This is a genomic window from Agromyces sp. Y182 (genome assembly GCF_059445385.1).
Genome location: NZ_JCAIUF010000001.1, coordinates 1,501,584 through 1,518,130, shown reverse-complemented (window position 1 = coordinate 1,518,130; position 16,547 = coordinate 1,501,584). Strand labels below are relative to the sequence as shown.

The following is a 16,547-nucleotide window of genomic DNA, read 5'->3' as shown; positions in this document are numbered from 1 at the left end:
CAGGGTCGACGACATCACACCAGTTCCCCGAGACGTAGGAGCAGCATGACCGAGACCACCGCGGCCGCGGCTGCGACCGTGACCGCGACCGCCACCCCGACCGCCACCCCGACCGCCACCGCGACCGTGACCACGACCGCCACCGCGACCCGCCGGCGTATCGCCCACTCCGAGCTCGAGGTCTTCCCGCTCGTTCTCGGCGGCAACGTCTTCGGCTGGACCGCCGACGAGGCGGAGTCGTTCGCCGTGCTCGACGGGTTCGTCGCCGGAGGCGGTGACTTCATCGACACGGCCGACGGCTATTCGCACTGGGTGCCCGGCAACAGCGGCGGCGAGAGCGAGACCATCATCGGCCGTTGGATCGCCGCACGCGGCAACCGCGACGACGTCGTCATCGCCACGAAGGTGAGCAGCCACCCCGAGTTCTTCGGCCTGTCGGCTGCGAACATCGCTGCGGCAGCGGATGCCTCGCTGCAACGTCTCGGCACCGACCGCGTCGACCTCTACTACGCGCACTTCGACGACGAGTCCGTGCCGCTCGACGAGACGATCGGCGCGCTCTCGTCACTCGTCGACGCCGGTAAAGTGCGCGCCATCGGCATCTCGAACTACTCGCCCGAGCGCATCGACGAGTGGTTCGAGGTCACCGCGGCCAACGGGTTCCACCGCCCCGTGGCGCTGCAACCGCAGTACAACCTCGTCGAGCGCGGCTTCGAGCACGGCCTGCGCGAGCGCGCAGAGCGCGAGGGCCTCGCCGTGCTGCCGTACTTCTCGCTCGCGAGGGGCTTCCTCGCCGGCAAGTACCGCGGTGAAGCGGATGTCGCCGCCTCCGGCGCCAGCCCGCGTGCCGGAGCCGCCGCCGCCTACCTCGGCCAGCGCGGTCTGCGCGTGCTCGCCGCTCTCGACACGGTCGCCGCGGCGCACGGTGTCGACGTGGCATCCGTCTCGCTCGCGTGGCTGCGGCAGCAGCCCACCGTGCTCGCACCGATCTCGAGCGCGCGCACGGTCGCGCAGCTGCCGGCGCTGCTCGCCTCGGCGTCGCTCGAGCTCACCGCGGAGGAGCTCGCAGCGCTCGACGGGGCGTCGGCGATCGGCTGAGCCCGTTCCCTTCGACGAACTCACGGAGCTTGGGTACAGGGGCGGTCGCACCGAACGCCCGCGGGCGGTCGCACCGAAGGCCCGCGCCGGCGGCATCCCTCGTGCCATGATCGGGTGACGTCCTACCTCCAGCACGCGACCGACCCGGTCACCTGGCTCGGGCCCGAACTCATCTGGGCCGAACCCGACTGGCTGCGGGCCGGGCAGCGCGCACCCGACGTGAGCGACTCTTGCGGTGGATCCCGGGCGTCACCGCGCTGCACCTCGTCATCGACATGTTCATGGGCGAGAGCGTGCCCGCGATGCACGGGCACAACTACGGCGACGTGATCGTCGACGGATGGCGCGGCGTCACCGGTGATGGCGGGCTGAGCGAGGCCGCGGTCGCCCGGGTGCAGGCGGTCATCGAGGGATACGCCGAAGTGCGGCCGGTCGGCAGCGTCAGCGAGAAGCGCGCGTGGCGCAGCGCTCCGGCTTCGTCTGCATCGAGAGTGCAGTTGTCGTCGTTCTGACCGACGCTTTCCGACCGGAACTGCACTCTCGATGCGCACCGCGCCGCGGGGAAGGGGAAGGGGAAGGGGAAGGGGCGGCCGCTCAGGCTGCGGCGACGACCGCGTTGTGCAGTTCGTCGCCGTTCACGCCGAGCCGGCCGAAGCCGCCGCCGATGTTCGTGAGCAGCACGAAGCACACGTCGCGCGACGGCGTGATCCAGAATTCGCACCCGGCCCAGCCGCCGTGGCCGTAGCTGTCGCGCGCGAGCAGGCCGGGCGCGTTGTTGCGGAGGTTCCACGTGAAGCCCCAGTCTTGACCGCGCTCGGCCCGGTAGGGCTCGAGCTTCGTCATTCCCGTCGTCAGGGGCCGCAGCATCGCCTCGACGGTGACGGGTGCGAGGAGCGAGCCGTCATTGCGCAGCAGGGCACTGCCGACGGCGAGCAGGTCGGCGGCACGCCCGAACAGTCCGGCTCCGGGATGGTCGAGCGTTGCGAAGCGCTCGTAGTCGAGACCCTGAGCGGATGCCTCGATGACCTCGTGCGGCGTCGAGTCGACGTCGAGCGTGAAGCCGTCGGCACCGGCTCGTGCCGCGACGGCCCTGACAGCGTCGAACCACGACTCGTCGCCAGCGTGCTCGATCAGGGCGGCGACCCCTTCGAAACCGATGGTCGAGTATCGAGTGACCGTGCCGGCTGTGAAGTCGCGCCCGGGCGCGAGCAGCAACGAGCGCAGGCCGGGTGTGTCCATCGGGGGTTCGACGATGCCCGAGCTGTGGCTGACGAGGTGTCGAAGCCGCACGACGTCGTCGCGGTCGACCCCGAACTCGGGCACGGCGTCGCTGAGGGGAGTGTCGGGTGTGAGCCGCCCCTGCTCGATGAGCCCCAGGGCGGCGAGGCCGACGAGCGGCTTGGTCACCGAGAAGAGCGGGTAGTGGTCGTCGACGGATGTCGCGCGCCCCCGCTCGGTGCCGAACGCGTCGAGCGCGACGACGCCCGCGCTCGTGGCGATGCCGAGCACGGCCGTCGGCAGTGCCCCGTCGGCAACGCCCCGTCGGACCCAGTCGAGGGCGTGGTCGAATTCGGGCATGGGGTCCTCTCGAGTGGGTGGTGGTGCTCCCTTCGACGAGCTCAGGGAGGGGGCAGGGTCAGCTGCGATACACGACGTTCAGGGGAGCGTCACCGCGAAGCATCCGCTCGATCTGCTCACGCAGGAGCCGAGCCATGCGCGGCAGCATCGCGGTCGACGCGCCGCCCACGTGCGGGCTGACGAGCACGTTCGGCAGGGCGAAGAGCGGATGCCCCGCCGGCAGCGGCTCGGGGTCGGTGACGTCGAGCGCGAAGCGGAGTCGGCCGCGCTCGGCCTCTGCGAGGATCGCCGTGGTGTCGGCGACCTTGCCGCGCGCGATGTTCACGACGAGCGCGCCGTCGGGCAGCGCCGCGAGGAAGGCCGCATCGACGAGGCCGGTCGTGGAGTCCGTGAGGGGCACGCCGATGATGACGATCTCGGCGTTCGGCAGCAGGTTCGACAGTTCGTCGATGCCGTGGATGAAGCCCTGCTCGTCGGAGCGGGCGCGACTCGCGACCCGCGTGATCGAGACCTCGAACGGTGCGAGCCGTGCCTCGATCGCGCGACCGACTCCGCCGTAGCCGATGAGCAGCACCCGGCGATCGGCGAGGCTCGCGTGACGAGCGGGCGCCCAACGCCCCTCGGCGGCAGCGCGCACGAAGTCGGGGATGCCGCGTTGCGACGCGAGCACGAGGGCGAGCGTCAGCTCGGCGGTCGAGGTCTCGTGCACGCTCGCGGCGTTCGCGAAGACGTGCCCGGGCGGCAACGCAGCCGGTACGTCGTCGTAGCCGATCGACTGCGACTGCACGAGCCGGGTCGTGACGCCGTCGAGCGCGCCGAGGCGTGCGGCGGCGCCCATGTACGGCGGCACGACGAGGTCGATGCGGTCGGCGGGTGCGGGCCCCGACATATCCCACAGCACGACCTCGGTGCCGACGGGCGGAGCGCCGAGGGCCTCGCGCAACGTGGTGCCGGGAATGGAGACGAGCAGCGGAGCGTCGGTCATGGATCAATCCTTTCAGAGCGGAGCGCGTACCGTTCGCGGCGTGCGCGCGCCGACCACGTCGATGCCGAAGTGCCGCAGGCGGGTCCGCCTGCTAGCTTTGCCCTCATGGTGAACGAAGAATCCTCGGGAACCGAAGACGAGCGGGGCGGACGATCGCGCAACAGCCGGGATCGTCGCCGAGGATGGCGGCGGCGTCAGTCGCGCGAGGTGCTCGCCGATGAACTGAAGGAGCGGGTCTACGCGACGTTCACCGGTCTCGCGATCGTCCTCGTGCTGCGCGGTCACGATCCGACGCCGCAGTCCGCGACGTTCTCCCTCGCCGTCGGCGTGCTCGGCATCACCGTCGCCGGCCTCGTCGCCGACATCATCGCGCACAGCGCGGCGCACGGGGCATTCCCGAACGGCGAGGAGCTCCGACGGATGCTCCGCGTCGCGGGTGGGGCCCTCGCGTCGGCCTTCGTGCCGATCGTCTTGCTGCTGCTCAGTTGGCCCGGATGGATCCACCTCGAGACGGCGTTGACGACCTCGACGATCGTCTACCTCGGCACGCTGGCCCTCGTCGGCCTCGCCGCGGTGCACCGCACGATGCTGACGTGGTGGGCGCAGCTGCTGGCGCTGCTGGCGCTCGTGGCGCTGGGTGCGATCGTCGTCGGTCTGGAGCTCGTGGCCCACGAGGCGTAACACGGTGCGGGTTCGTACCGTCGCGGCGCGAACGCCTGCGCATGAGCGCTCGCAGCCCGTCGAGCGCTGCGAAGCTCGACAATGTGAAGCGAGAGGAGAATGACATGGTCGACATCACGAACGCCGACGTCTGGAAGGCGATCGAGAGCGTGAACTTCATGGTCGTCGGCATGGTGTCGGCGAAGGGCGAGGCGCGCACTGCGGGTGTCATGCACGTCGTCGCTGACGGCGTGCTCTGGTTCACGACGAACGAGCGCGAGTTCAAGGCGCGCCACATCGCGGCCAACCCGGGTGTCTCGGTGACGGTGCCGATCCCGAAGCGCATCCCGTTCGTGCCGTGGGTGAAGATCCCGGCCGCTTCGATCACATTCGCGGGAGTCGCCGAGATCATCCCCGCCGACGAGATGCCGGGCGACGCGAAACAGGTGCTCCTCCACGGCCTCGAGCTGAGCGACGGTGAACGCGGCGCAATCATCGCGATCGGTGTCCACCCGATCGGCGACTTCGTCACCTACGGCGTGGGCGTCTCGCTGCAAGGCATGCGCGACACCGAGCTCGCACGCGGCCGAACAGCTTCGGCGCGAGGGTGAGCATCATCACGACGAGTCCAGCCGACAGCGCGAGCCACGACCAGATCCAGCCCACCGAGTGGCCCTTGTCGTTCTACATCGAGGGTGTATAGCGTCGCGGCGCGAAGACCTGCGCGACGAGCGCCCGCAGCGCCTCGAGGTCGCCCGTCGCGAAGCCCTGCGCCCGTGCCTGCACGAGCACGTTGCCGATCGCGGTCGCCTCGACGGGGCCTGCGAGCACCGGGAGGCCCGCGCGGTCGGCGGTGCGTTGGCAGAGCAACTCGTTGAGCGCGCCACCGCCCACCACGTGGATCGTCTCGACATCGACGCCCGAGAGGATCGAGGCGTCGCGCACGGCCAGGGCGAACGCCTCGGCGAGGCTCTCGACGATCGAACGGGCGAACTCCGCGCGCGACGCCGGTGCGGCGACACCCTGCTCGACGCACCACTCGGCGATGCGGCCGGGCAGGTCGCCGGGTGCCAGGAATCGGGGGTCGTCGACGTCGAACACGGCAACGGGCTCGGTGACGGATGCCGCGGCCGCCAGTAGCTCGGGCAGGTCGATCCGTTCGCCGTCCCGCTCCCACCACCGCACCGACTCCGACAGGAGCCAGAGGCCCATGACGTTGTGCAGGAACCGCACGCGGCCGTCGACGCCGCCCTCATTCGTGAAGTTCGCCTCGCGCGCGGCATCCGTCAGCACCGGACGCTCGAGCTCGACGCCGACGAGCCCCCAGGTGCCGCACGAGATGTAGGCGGCCGACTCGGCGCGCATCGGTACGGCGACGACCGCCGAGGCCGTGTCGTGCGAGCCGACGGCGACGACCTCGAGCGGATGCCGCGAGCCGATGCCGAGCTCGGCGGCGACGGCCGCGCGCAGCGGGCCGAACGATTCGCCGGGACTGATGAGGGGGGCGAAGACGGATGCCGGGAGCCCGAGTCGCTCGATGAGCTCGTCGTCCCACTCGCCCGACTCGATGCCGACGAGGCCCGTCGTCGACGCGTTCGTGCGTTCGGCGAGCCGCGCACCGGTGAGTTGGAACCCGATCAGGTCGGGCACGAGGAGGAGCGAGTCGGCGAAGCCGAGCCAGCTCTTGGAGCCACCGTCGCTGCCGTCGCGCTCAGCGAGCTGCTCGGCGGCGAGCTGGTAGAGCGTGTTGAACGGCAGGAACTGCAGCCCGTTGCGGCGATAGAGCTCGTCGAACGGCACGATGCGGTGCACCGCTTCCACGCCGTGGTCGTTCCGCTCGTCGCGGTAGTGGAACGGCTCGCCGAGCATGCGGTTGCCGCGCAGCAGCGCGTAGTCGACGGCCCACGAGTCGACGCCGATCGACGCGACGGCCGGGTCGCGGCGGAACGCCTCGGCGAGGCCGCCGGTGAGGTCGCGGTAGAGGCCGGCGAGATCCCAGTGCAACCCCGAGGCGAGGTGCACGGGACCGTTCGGGAACCGCGCGACGTGGTCGAGTTCGAGTCGGCCGGCGCGCTGGTCGACGTGGCCGAGGATCACGCGCCCGCTCGTCGCTCCGAGATCGACCGCCGCAACCGAGCCTGTGCTCACGAGTCCTCGCCTTCGGTGGGGTGCGTCTCGATCATCGCAGGAACGCCGCGGCGACGCCCGCGTCGACGGGAACGTGCAGCCCCGTCGTGTGCGAGAAGTCGCTCGTGCAGAGGGCGTAGACCGCGTTCGCGACGTTCTCGGGCACGACCTCGCGCTTCAGGATCGTGCGCTGTGCGTAGAAGGCTCCGAGGTCTTCCTCGGGGATCCCGTAGGTCTTGGCGCGGTTGGCGCCCCACCCGCTCGCGAAGATCCCCGAGCCCCGCACGACGCCATCGGGGTTGATGCCGTTGACCTTCACGCCGTACTCGCCGAGCTCGGCGGCGAGCAGGCGCACCTGGTGCGCCTGGTCGGCCTTCGTCGCCGAGTACGCGATGTTGTTCGGCCCGGCGAAAACGGAGTTCTTCGAGGAGATGTAGACGATGTCGCCGCCGAGCTTCTGGTCGATGAGCACCCTCGCAGCCGTACGCGAGACGAGGAAGGAACCCTTGGCCATCACGTTGTGCTGCAGATCCCAGTCGGCGACCGTCGTCTCGAGCAACGACTTCGAGAGCGAGAGTCCCGCGTTGTTCACGATGAGGTCGAGACCGCCGAACGCGAGCACCGCTGCGTCGACGGCCGCCTGAACGGCACGCTCGTCGGAGACGTCAGCGGCGATCCCGACCGCGACGTCGGTGCCGCCGAGCTCGGCAGCAGCGGCCTGCGACTTCGCCAGGTCGAGATCGGCGATGACGACGCTCGCGCCCTCAGCCGCGAGGCGAGTGGCGATCGCCTTGCCGATGCCGGAGGCGGCGCCGGTGACGAGGGCGATGCGGGTCGCGAGCGGCTTCGGCTTCGGCATCCGCTGGAGCTTCGCCTCTTCGAGCGCCCAGTACTCGATGCGGAACTTCTCGGACTCCTCGATGGGCTCGTAGCTCGACAGCCCTTCGGCGCCGCGCATCACGTTCACGGCGTTGAGGTAGAACTCGCCGGCGACGCGGGCGGTCTGCTTGTCTTTGCCATAGCTGAACATGCCGACACCCGGCACCAGCACGATGAGCGGGTCGGCGCCGCGGATCGCGGGGCTCGAGGCATCCGCATGCCGCTCGTAGTACGCGGAGTAGTCGTCGCGGTACTGCTCGTGGAGCTCGGTGAGGCGCGTGAGCGAGTCCTCGACGGAGGCATCGGCGGGCAGGTCGAGCACCATCGGCTTCACCTTGGTGCGCAGGAAGTGGTCGGGGCAACTCGTGCCGAGCGCGGTCAGGCGGGGGTGCTCGGTGCGGGCGAGGAAGTCGAGCACGCGCTCGTCGTCGCTGAAGTGGCCGATCTGGGGGGCATCGGTCGAGACGAGGCCGCGGATCGTGGGTGCCAAGGCGGCTGCCTTCGCACGGCGCTCGGACTCGGACAGTGCTTCATAGCCGGGCAGCACCGGGCCGAACGGCTCGGGCTTCGAGTGCTCCGCGATGTAGTCGGCGGCGGTGTCGATGATCCACAGCGAGCGCTGTTCGACCTCGTCGCTCGTGTCGCCCCACGCCGTGATGCCGTGGCCGCCGAGGATGCAGCCGATGGCGTCGGGGTGTTCGCGGCGGATGGCGGCGATATCGAGACCGAGCTGGAAGCCGGGGCGGCGCCACGGCACCCAGATCACCTTGTCGCCGAAGATGGTGCGGGTGAGCTCTTCACCATCGGCCGATGTGGCGATCGCGATGCCCGAGTCGGGGTGCAGGTGGTCCACGTGGGCCGCGTCGACCAGGCCGTGCATGGGGGTGTCGATGGAGGGGGCTGCGCCGCCGCTGCCGTGCAGCGTGTAGGCGAACGCGTCGACCATCTCGTCTTCGCGATCGACGCCGGGGTACACGTTCTGGAGGGCGCGGACGCGGTCGAGTCGAAGCACCGCGAGGCCGCGCTCGGTGAGCGTGCCCAGGTCGCCGCCGGAGCCCTTGACCCACAGCAGCTCGACGTCTTCACCGGTGACGGGGTCGACGGCGACGCCCTTCGCGCTCGTGTTGCCGCCCGCGTAGTTCGTGTTCTTCGGGTCGGCGCCGAGGCGGTTCGAACGGGCGATGAGCTCACTCGCGGCGGGGTTGGCGACTGCTGCGGACATTGGAGCTCCCTCGATCAAGCGGTTGTGACTTCTTGTAAATTATCACAACATGCAACGTTCGGGCCAAGAGTGGCGTTTGCGCGGCCTCCGGCTCGGCCGCCCGTCTCAGAGGATCTCGACGAGCCCTCGGTACGGCTCGAGCAGTTCATGATCGGGGTCGAGTTCGGTCACGAGCAGGCCGATCGCGTCGAGCGGGAAGCACAGCGCGACATCCTGCTGGCCGAGCTTCGTCGAGTCGACGCACAGCACGGTCTCGCTCGCGGCGCGCGCGAACTCGTGCTTGATCTGCGCCTCTGAGAGCGAGACTTCGGAAGAGCCGTGTACCGCATCGACGGCGCTCGCCGAGGTGAAGAAGCGCCGGTACAGCATCGAGGATGCCGCGCGGCAGGCGATGGCGCCGACGAAGCTGTCGGTGAGCTCGTCGGGCTCGCCGCCCACGAGCACGGGCTTGGCCGCGCCGCCCTGGCGGACCGCCGCGAAGTTGTCCCACGAGTTCGTCGCAACGAGGAGGCCGTCGTGGGTGCCGACGCGGGCGCCGAGTCGTCCGACGGTCGACGATGCGTCGAGCGCGATCGCGCCGCCGGGCGGCACGAGACGGATCGCCTTCTCGGCGATCATCGCCTTCGCCCTGCCCCGAGTCGAGCTGCGATCGCTGAAGGAGCGCGGGCCGAGTGGGGGGAGCGCCCCGCCTCGGACGCGCCGCAGCAGGCCCGACGCCTCCATGTCGACGAGGTCGCGGCGAATCGTCATCGCCGACACGTCCAATTCGGCGGCGGCCGCCTCCAGCCGGATGGCGCCGTCACGGTCGAGGAGCGCGGCCAGTGCCGTGCGACGTCGTTCACCGTCGAGGGAGCTCGTCGTGGTCATGTGAGAAAGCTTGGTGGATCGCACAGCTTCGCACAACCTCGCACGACCGGGGCGCCATCCTTCTCGACCTCGCTCTCGCGCGGATCGCTCAATTGAGCGCTCGTTCGTAACGTCTGAGCGCAGTCGCTATGCTCTGCTCCATGCTCGGAACCTCCACACTCCCGCTCGACGGCCGGATCGCCGTCGTCACCGGCGGGGCACGCGGCCTCGGATACGCGATGGCCGAGGCGCTCGCCGGTGCGGGCGCCGACATCGCCCTGCTCGACCGACTCGACAATGTGGCCGTGTCTGCCGAACGTCTCGCCGACGGCACTGGTCGCCGCACCGTCGGTGTGAGCGTCGACGTGACCTCCGAGGCATCCCTCGGTCGCGCATTCGACACGGTCGGCGAGGCGCTCGGCACTGCATCCGTGCTCGTGAACAGCGCAGGCATCACCCTCGGCGACCCCGCGATCGACACTCCCATCGCCGACTGGGAGCGACTCTTCGCCGTCAACGTCACCGGCACGTTCGCCGCCTCGCAGGCATTCGCCCGACGGCACGTCGCCGGCGGCGGTGCCGGTCCGGCGAGCATCGTCAACGTGTCGTCGATGTCGGCGTTCGCCGTCAACGTGCCGCAGACGCAGGCGGCCTACAACACGTCGAAGGCGGCCGTCTCGATGCTCACCAAGAGCCTCGCGATCGAATGGCTGCCGCTCGGCATCCGCGTCAACGCGCTCGCGCCGGGCTACTTCGCGAGCGACATGACCCGCGACTTCGTGGCCGAGAATCCGCGGATGGCCGAGGAATGGGTCGGCAGGATCCCCGCGGCTCGCATGGGCGAGCCGCATGAACTCGGCCCGCTGCTCGTCTACCTCGCGAGCGAGCAGTCGGCGTACGTCGTGGGGCAGAGCATCGTCATCGACGGCGGCTACACGATCGTGTAGGTGGTCGTCGCCGGGGACCTAGGGTTGATCCCATGCCACATCGTGTCGGCGCCGGTGACGGCGTCTTCCGCGCGGCGGCCATCGACTTGGGTGGATCGAGCGGGCGCGTCGCCACCGCGAGCGTCACGCCCGACCGTCTCCTCATCGATGGGATCCATCGCTTCAGGAGTCATTCGTTCAGCGACGAATTCGGCCTGCGCTGGGACGTCGAGCGTCTGTTCCGCGACTCCACCGCGGCCCTGCGCTCGGCGCGTGGCACCCGACCGTTGCACAGTGTCGCCGTCGACGCGTGGTCGGGAGACTACGGTCTGGTCGGTGCCGGGGGACTGATCGACGCACCGTTCCATCAGCGCGACCCGCGCACGCTCGCGCAGGTCGAGCCGGTGCATTCGGCGCTGCCGCCCGAGGCGTCCTTCGCCGAGACCGGCGTCACCGCGCTGCCCTTCATGACGCTCTACCAGCTGGCGGCGGATCGTGCGGCCGGCCGGCTCGAGAGCGCGCGCCGGCTCTTGTTCATCCCCGATCTCATCGCGAACTGGCTCGGCGGCGCCGAAGTCGCAGAGGCGACCAATGTGTCGTGCACCGGGCTCGCGCTGCCGCTCGGCTCGGGCTGGGATGTGGAGCGCATCGCAGCGCTCGGTCTCCCGCCGCAGATCTTCCCCGAGGTCGTGGGCGCGGGCATGGTCATCGGCGAACTCGACCGCGCGTACGGTGGGCGCGGCGAATCGACGCTCATCGTGACGGCGCCCTCGCACGACACCGCCTCGGCGGTGGCGGCCGTTCCGGCGCGAGATGCAGAGTTCGCCTACGTCTCGTGCGGTACCTGGATGCTCACCGGGCTGGAGCTCGACCGCCCCGTGACCAGCAAGGCGGCACGCGCCGCCGGCTTCACGAACGAGCTGGGCCTCGACTCCACCGTGCGTTTTCTGCGGATCACCGCCGGCTTCTGGCTGCTCAACGAGTGCTTCCGGGAGTGGGGCCTCGGCGAGGATGGGGCGGCACCGAGGCGCACTGCGCTGTTCGAGGAGGCCGACCGGCTTCCGATCCCCGGCACGATCGACACGAGCGACCCGCTGCTGCTGCGACCGGGCCGGATGCCGGGGCGGATCGCGGATGCCGCGGAGCGCGCGGGCCTGCCGAGGCCGCCGTCACGTGCGCACACCGTGCGGCTCGTGATCGAGAGCCTCGCGGTGTTCGCCGCGGAGCAGGTCGCCGTGGCCGCCGGCCTCGCCGGGGTCAGACCGCGCGTGATCCACGTGGTCGGCGGTGGATCTCAGTCGGAGCTGTTGTGCCGAACCATCGCGCGGACGAGCGGACTGCCCGTGGTCGCTGGCCCGGTGGAGGCCACTGCGATCGGCAACCTGCTCGTGCAGGCACGGGCGGCCGGTGTGTTCACGGGCGGTCTCCCGGAGCTCCGGGCGATCGTGGCGCGCTCGGTGGAAACGCGTCGCTTCGAGTCTACGCGGCCGACTCGTCGGTGAGCAGGCGCCGGGCGAGCGCGGCATCGGTGACGAGAGACGTGATCATCCCCGAGCGCAGCGCCGCGGCCACGGCCGCGGTCTTGAGCGAACCGCCGGCGACGGCGATCACCTCGGGTATGGCGCGCAACTGGTGCGTGGAGATGGCCAGCGAGCGATCTGCGATGAGGTCGATCGTGGTGCCGTCGGCGCCGATGAGCGTCGAGCACACTTCGGCCTGCACGCCCGCGGCCAGCAGCTCGTCGAGGATGCCGACGCGTTCGGCACTCTCGTAGAGCTGGGAGTCGGGCGGGCTCCAGCTGCCGATCGCGACCACGGCCTTGGTGACCGAGTCGAAGCGGCGGAAGGTCTCGAGGATGCCGGGCTCCCGCCGGAGGGCGGACGCCGTCGACGCGGCATCGACGAGCAGCGGGGCGAAGATGGCGCGCGAGCGACCCCCGGATGCGCGGCTGACGCGGCGGATCACCTCGACGCCGTTCTCGGGGGTGGGCGCGGCGACGCCCGCGAGTTGCACGACCTCGCACGTGGCGATGCGGGTGAGGTGGCCGGCCATCGCCGTGAGCGTGCGTCCTGCCGTGAGCCCGAGCACGTCGCCTTCTTCGACGATCTCGACCAGGAGCTCGGCGGTGGCGCGGCCCAGCCGGTCTTGCACGAGCTCGGGTGCGGCGCCGGGGGTGATCACGGCGAGTGCGCGCGAGAGGCCGAATCGCGTGCGCAGCTCGATGGAGAGCTCGAGGTCGAGCGAATCGGGCGCGTCGATCGTGATCTTCACGATCCCGTGTCCCATGGCGTCTTCGAGCATGCGGGCGACCTTGAAGCGCGAGATGTCGAGCTCTTCAGCGATCTCGATCTTGTTCAATCCGTCGAGGTAGTGGCGACGTGCGACGTGCGCGATCCGTACGAGCTCGTCCGGTCCCATGGTCTCTCCGCTCTCGTCTGCACGGCGCGTGCTCCGTCAGCATACCGGCGCCGACGCGCTCATATGAGCGCGCATTTGTCTCATCCGTGAGCGGTGATCTATCGTCCCGGAAGAGACCTCACAAGATCGCCGCGGTTCGTGCCGCGGAGGGGAGCCGATGATGCACCAGGACCTGCCGACGATGATGCGCGCAAGCGTGCTGGTCAGGGCGCGTGAGCTGACCCTCGAGGTCCGCACCGTGCCGAACCCCGACGCCGGCGAGGTGCTCATCCGCGTCGAAGCCGTGGGCGTCTGCGGATCCGACGTGCACTACTTCCATGAAGGACGCATCGGCGACTTCGTCGTCGAGGCGCCCCTCGTGCTCGGCCACGAGGCATCCGGAGTCATCGTCGCAACGGGCGCAGGCGTCGAAGCCGGCCGTATCGGCGAACGCGTGTCGATCGAACCGCAGCGACCGTGCCGTCGCTGCGAACGCTGCAAGGCCGGCCAGTACAACCTCTGCCCCGACATCCAGTTCTATGCGACGCCGCCGATCGACGGCGCATTCGCCGAGTACGTGCTCATCCAGGACGACTTCGCGCACCCGGTGCCGGATTCGGTCTCCTTCGAAGCCGCGGCGCTCATGGAACCGCTCTCCGTCGGCGTGTGGTCGGCACAGAAGGCCGGCATCGGGCCGGGAAGCCGGGTGCTCATCACGGGCGCCGGGCCGATCGGCATCGTGACCGCCCAGACCGCCCGGGCCTTCGGTGCGAGCGAGATCGTCGTGAGCGACCCGATGCGCGCGCGTCGCGATGTCGCGCTCCGCTACGGCGCCACCCGGGTCATCGACCCCGCCGTCGAAGGCCTCGGCGAGGGATTCGACGCCTTCATCGACGCGTCGGGTGCGCCGGTGGCCGTGAAGGGCGGCGTCCGCGCGCTCCGGCCCGCCGGCGTCGCGGTGCTCGTCGGCATGGGCGCCGACGAAGTGGCCCTCCCCGTGTCCGTCATCCAGAATCGCGAGCTCCACGTCACAGGTGTCTTCCGCTACGCCAACACCTGGCCGATCGCGATCGCGCTCGTCGCCGACGGCCGGGTCGACCTCGACGCGCTCGTCACCGGCCACTTCGGTCTCGACGAGGTGCGAGAGGCACTCGAGGCCTCGGCCGACCCGGCGACGCTGAAGAGCATCATCCGGCCGGGCAGCACCGGAGGCGCTCGGTGACGGATGCCACCCTGACGAGTCGGCCGGCGCCGAACGAGCTTCCGGCGATGCTCGAGTGCGTCGACCTGCGGAAGTCCTTCGGCGGCGTCCCAGTGCTGAAGGGCGTCACCCTCGCGCTCGCACCCGGCACCATCACCGCCCTCGCCGGCGAGAACGGCGCCGGCAAGTCCACGCTCATGAAGATCGCGTCCGGCCAATACCGGCCCGACGAGGGGCGAGTGCTCGTACGCGGCACCGAGCTGCCGGCCGGCTCGCCGAAAGCGGCGCACCAGCACGGCGTCGCGATCGTCCCGCAGGAGCTCGCCTCGATTCTCGAGACGGCCGTCTACGAGAACATCTTCATCGGGCGCGAACGCCGGAACGCCATCGGTCTCCTCGACCGGCGACGGATGATCCGCGAGTCCGCCGAACTGCTCGCCGAGTTCGGCGTCGACGTCGACCCGAGCGTGCGCATGGGCTCCCTCCCGGTCGGGATCCGCCAGATCGTCGAGATCGTCAAGGCCACCAGCACGGGCGCCCGGGTGCTGCTGCTCGACGAGCCCACGAGCGCGATCGCCGAGCGCGAGGTCGCGCGGCTGCTCGACTCGATGCGCGTGCTCCGCGATCGCGGAGTCGCCATCCTCTTCACGACGCACAAGATGGAGGAGATCCGGAATGCGGCCGACCGGGTCGTCGTCCTCCGTGACGGCAATCTCGTCGTCGACTCGCCGCTCTCGGCGCTCACCGACGACGACATCGTCACGGCGATGATCGGCCGGGAGCTCGAGGACCTCTTCCCCGAGCGCCGGCCTCCCGGCACCGAGACCGTGCTCAGCGTCACGGGCCTCAGCTACGCGCCCGCCCATGTGCCTGCCGACCTTCAGGTGCGGCGCGGCGAGATCGTCGGGTTGGCGGGGCTCGTCGGCGCGGGCCGCACCGAACTGATCGAGGCGATCTTCGGCATCCGTCCGTCGACGTCCGGTGACATCCGCGTCGCCGGGAAGGCGATCAAGCGCGGCCGGCCCGAAGCCTCGATCACCGCCGGGATGGCGCTCGTGCCTGAAGATCGCAAGGGCGCCGGCGCGGTGCTCTCGATGGACATCCTGGCCAACGGCACGCTGCCCCGGCTCGGCGGGTTCAGCGTCGCCGGGTGGCTCAAGGGCAAAAGCCGGGTCGAAGCGGTCTCGACGGCCATGGAGTCCGTGCAGCTCCGCAGTCGCGGACTCGACCAGACGATGGAGACGCTCTCGGGCGGCAACCAGCAGAAGGTCGTGCTCGCCCGATGGCTCACCGAGCACGTCGATGTGCTCCTGCTCGACGAGCCGACCCGCGGCGTCGATGTCGGCGCGCGGAGCGAGATCTATCGCATCATCACGCGACTCGCAGCCTCGGGCATGGCCGTCGTCATGGCCTCGAGCGACATGCCCGAGATCCTCAGCCTCTCGCACCGGGCGCTCGTGCTGCGAGACGGCTCGATCGTCGGCGAACTGAGCCGCGCCGAGCTCGCCGAGCCCACCGTCCAGGACCGCATCTTCCGCCTTGCGAGCGGCCTCGCCGAGAGCGCGCCGGACTCGATTCCCTCACAGCCGAAGGACAGCAACGCATGACCGACCTGAAGACCGCACCGGCCACCGCGAAGCGTGCGGCCGATACCGACGTCCGCCGTTTCAGCGCGGCCTGGTTCGGCGACGTCGCCATCCGTTACGCAATGGTCATCGTGCTGGTGCTCATCATCGCCTTCTTCCTCTATCGAAGCGCCCGCTTCGGCACGGTCGAGAACCTCACCACGATCCTCGTCGCCGCCGCACCGTTCGCGCTCATCGCGCTCGGGCAGACCCTGGTGATCCTGACGGGAGGCATCGACCTCTCCGTCGGCAGCGTCATCGCGGCGGCCGCGGTGTTCGGCGCCCTGACGGCGAAGGCGTTCCCCGACCAGATCTGGCTCGCCGTCGTGGCCGGCATGATCGTCGGCTTGATCGCCGGCTCGATCAACGGCTTCGTGGTGTCGGTGATGAAGGTGCCGCCGTTCATCGCGACGCTCGGCATGCTGACTCTCGCCTCCGGCGTCGCCTACGTCGCGGGCAACGGCGCACCGATCACCGGACTCCCCGCCGACTTCGACCGCATCGCCAACACCCAGATCCTCGGGCTGACGCTCCCCGTCATCCTCATGATCGTCGGCATCGTGGGGCTCGCCGTCATCATGCGGCGCACCGCCTGGGGCATGCGGGTGTACGCGATCGGCGGCAACCCCGTCGCGGCCCGCATCGCCGGTGTCGGCGTCGGCCGCATCGTGTACAGCGTCTACGCGATCTCGGGGCTGCTCGCCGGAATCTCCGGCGTCATGCTCGCGAGCCGCGTGACCCTCGGCGCACCGAACCTCGGCACCGGATACGAGCTCGACGCCATCGCGGCCGTCGTCATCGGCGGTGCCAGCCTTCTCGGCGGGCGCGGCTCGATCTGGGGCACCGCGCTCGGGCTCCTGCTCATCCAGACGCTCAACAACGGGCTCGACATCCTCACCGTTCCGTCGTACTGGCAGAAGGTCATCAAGGGCGTGCTCATCGTCGCCGCCGTCGGCGTCGACGTGTGGGCCACACGTCGCCGCTCCCGCTGATCCGCCTCGAG

14 protein-coding genes and 1 pseudogene are annotated in these 16,547 nt (G+C 70.2%); 9 read left to right on the top strand and 6 right to left on the bottom strand.

Translation table 11 applies throughout. The annotated features are described in order from the left end of the window. Positions 1-45 precede the first annotated feature (45 nt). Positions 46-1,098: an aldo/keto reductase gene (locus AC1C2R_RS06875; RefSeq protein WP_495379435.1), complete on the top strand. Its 1,053-nt coding sequence runs from the start codon at positions 46-48 to the stop codon at positions 1,096-1,098. Positions 1,099-1,212: 114 nt separating this feature from the next. Continuing rightward, positions 1,213-1,610, top strand: a pseudogene (locus AC1C2R_RS06870) (alpha/beta-hydrolase family protein). Positions 1,611-1,692: 82 nt separating this feature from the next. Here the strand turns inward: AC1C2R_RS06870 and AC1C2R_RS06865 are convergent. Together AC1C2R_RS06865 and AC1C2R_RS06860 are read right to left on the bottom strand one after the other, a co-directional pair. Next, entirely contained in the window at positions 1,693-2,676 is a 984-nt protein-coding gene (locus AC1C2R_RS06865) for a serine hydrolase domain-containing protein (protein WP_495351763.1), read from the bottom strand. Between the two features lie 58 nt (positions 2,677-2,734). Beyond that, complete coding sequence (locus AC1C2R_RS06860) at positions 2,735-3,661, bottom strand: 2-hydroxyacid dehydrogenase (protein ID WP_495379434.1); 927 nt, start codon at positions 3,659-3,661, stop codon at positions 2,735-2,737. Positions 3,662-3,766: 105 nt separating this feature from the next. On the opposite strand from AC1C2R_RS06860, the gene AC1C2R_RS06855 reads away from it, so the two are divergent. Next, positions 3,767-4,342 carry a hypothetical protein gene (locus tag AC1C2R_RS06855; protein ID WP_495351761.1) on the top strand — a complete coding sequence of 192 codons (576 nt, stop codon included), beginning with the start codon at positions 3,767-3,769 and terminating at the stop codon, positions 4,340-4,342. Positions 4,343-4,446: 104 nt separating this feature from the next. Continuing rightward, positions 4,447-4,932 carry a pyridoxamine 5'-phosphate oxidase family protein gene (locus AC1C2R_RS06850; protein WP_495351760.1) on the top strand — a complete coding sequence of 162 codons (486 nt, stop codon included), beginning with the start codon at positions 4,447-4,449 and terminating at the stop codon, positions 4,930-4,932. A gap of 73 nt (positions 4,933-5,005) precedes the next feature. On the opposite strand, the gene AC1C2R_RS06845 is transcribed toward AC1C2R_RS06850, so the two are convergent. From AC1C2R_RS06845 to AC1C2R_RS06835, 3 genes are all read right to left on the bottom strand, one after another. Then, on the bottom strand, positions 5,006-6,469 hold the full coding sequence (locus AC1C2R_RS06845; protein WP_495379433.1) for a rhamnulokinase: 1,464 nt from the start codon (positions 6,467-6,469) through the stop codon (positions 5,006-5,008). 31 nt (positions 6,470-6,500) lie between these two features. After that, positions 6,501-8,549 (bottom strand): bifunctional aldolase/short-chain dehydrogenase, encoded by a 2,049-nt coding sequence (locus tag AC1C2R_RS06840; protein WP_495379432.1) that lies wholly within the window; start codon positions 8,547-8,549, stop codon positions 6,501-6,503. Positions 8,550-8,654: 105 nt separating this feature from the next. Then, positions 8,655-9,416: a DeoR/GlpR family DNA-binding transcription regulator gene (locus AC1C2R_RS06835; protein WP_495351757.1), complete on the bottom strand. Its 762-nt coding sequence runs from the start codon at positions 9,414-9,416 to the stop codon at positions 8,655-8,657. 140 nt (positions 9,417-9,556) lie between these two features. On the opposite strand from AC1C2R_RS06835, the gene AC1C2R_RS06830 reads away from it, so the two are divergent. Continuing rightward, on the top strand, positions 9,557-10,342 hold the full coding sequence (locus AC1C2R_RS06830; RefSeq protein WP_495351756.1) for an SDR family NAD(P)-dependent oxidoreductase: 786 nt from the start codon (positions 9,557-9,559) through the stop codon (positions 10,340-10,342). Positions 10,343-10,374: 32 nt separating this feature from the next. Beyond that, positions 10,375-11,823 carry a rhamnulokinase gene (locus AC1C2R_RS06825; protein WP_495379431.1) on the top strand — a complete coding sequence of 483 codons (1,449 nt, stop codon included), beginning with the start codon at positions 10,375-10,377 and terminating at the stop codon, positions 11,821-11,823. Here AC1C2R_RS06825 and AC1C2R_RS06820 read toward each other — a convergent pair. Beyond that, on the bottom strand, positions 11,801-12,739 hold the full coding sequence (locus tag AC1C2R_RS06820) for a sugar-binding transcriptional regulator (RefSeq protein WP_495351754.1): 939 nt from the start codon (positions 12,737-12,739) through the stop codon (positions 11,801-11,803). The two genes, AC1C2R_RS06825 and AC1C2R_RS06820, sit on opposite strands and share 23 nt — an antisense overlap. A 157-nt stretch (positions 12,740-12,896) precedes the next feature. Here AC1C2R_RS06820 and AC1C2R_RS06815 point away from each other — a divergent pair, with 157 nt between their 5' ends. Genes AC1C2R_RS06815 through AC1C2R_RS06805 form a run of 3 tightly spaced genes read left to right on the top strand, consistent with a single transcriptional unit; the run spans position 12,897 to position 16,536 of the window. Beyond that, entirely contained in the window at positions 12,897-13,940 is a 1,044-nt protein-coding gene (locus tag AC1C2R_RS06815; RefSeq protein ID WP_495351753.1) for an NAD(P)-dependent alcohol dehydrogenase, read from the top strand. After that, positions 13,937-15,526 (top strand): sugar ABC transporter ATP-binding protein, encoded by a 1,590-nt coding sequence (locus tag AC1C2R_RS06810; RefSeq protein ID WP_495379430.1) that lies wholly within the window; start codon positions 13,937-13,939, stop codon positions 15,524-15,526. The genes AC1C2R_RS06815 and AC1C2R_RS06810 overlap by 4 nt, the downstream gene beginning before the upstream one ends. Beyond that, positions 15,523-16,536 carry an ABC transporter permease gene (locus AC1C2R_RS06805; protein ID WP_495379429.1) on the top strand — a complete coding sequence of 338 codons (1,014 nt, stop codon included), beginning with the start codon at positions 15,523-15,525 and terminating at the stop codon, positions 16,534-16,536. The genes AC1C2R_RS06810 and AC1C2R_RS06805 overlap by 4 nt, the downstream gene beginning before the upstream one ends. The last annotated feature ends 11 nt before the right edge of the window (positions 16,537-16,547 follow it).

What these genes read in the sequence shown, in the direction of transcription:
- AC1C2R_RS06875 (WP_495379435.1), top strand. Translation starts at nt 46, where the DNA reads ATGACCGAGACCACCGCGGCCGCGGCTGCGACCGTGACCGCGACCGCC.
- AC1C2R_RS06865 (WP_495351763.1), bottom strand. Translation starts at nt 2,676, where the DNA reads ATGCCCGAATTCGACCACGCCCTCGACTGGGTCCGACGGGGCGTTGCC.
- AC1C2R_RS06860 (WP_495379434.1), bottom strand. Translation starts at nt 3,661, where the DNA reads ATGACCGACGCTCCGCTGCTCGTCTCCATTCCCGGCACCACGTTGCGC.
- AC1C2R_RS06855 (WP_495351761.1), top strand. Translation starts at nt 3,767, where the DNA reads ATGGTGAACGAAGAATCCTCGGGAACCGAAGACGAGCGGGGCGGACGA.
- AC1C2R_RS06850 (WP_495351760.1), top strand. Translation starts at nt 4,447, where the DNA reads ATGGTCGACATCACGAACGCCGACGTCTGGAAGGCGATCGAGAGCGTG.
- AC1C2R_RS06840 (WP_495379432.1), bottom strand. Translation starts at nt 8,549, where the DNA reads ATGTCCGCAGCAGTCGCCAACCCCGCCGCGAGTGAGCTCATCGCCCGT.
- AC1C2R_RS06835 (WP_495351757.1), bottom strand. Translation starts at nt 9,416, where the DNA reads ATGACCACGACGAGCTCCCTCGACGGTGAACGACGTCGCACGGCACTG.
- AC1C2R_RS06830 (WP_495351756.1), top strand. Translation starts at nt 9,557, where the DNA reads ATGCTCGGAACCTCCACACTCCCGCTCGACGGCCGGATCGCCGTCGTC.
- AC1C2R_RS06825 (WP_495379431.1), top strand. Translation starts at nt 10,375, where the DNA reads ATGCCACATCGTGTCGGCGCCGGTGACGGCGTCTTCCGCGCGGCGGCC.
- AC1C2R_RS06820 (WP_495351754.1), bottom strand. Translation starts at nt 12,739, where the DNA reads ATGGGACCGGACGAGCTCGTACGGATCGCGCACGTCGCACGTCGCCAC.
- AC1C2R_RS06815 (WP_495351753.1), top strand. Translation starts at nt 12,897, where the DNA reads ATGATGCACCAGGACCTGCCGACGATGATGCGCGCAAGCGTGCTGGTC.
- AC1C2R_RS06805 (WP_495379429.1), top strand. Translation starts at nt 15,523, where the DNA reads ATGACCGACCTGAAGACCGCACCGGCCACCGCGAAGCGTGCGGCCGAT.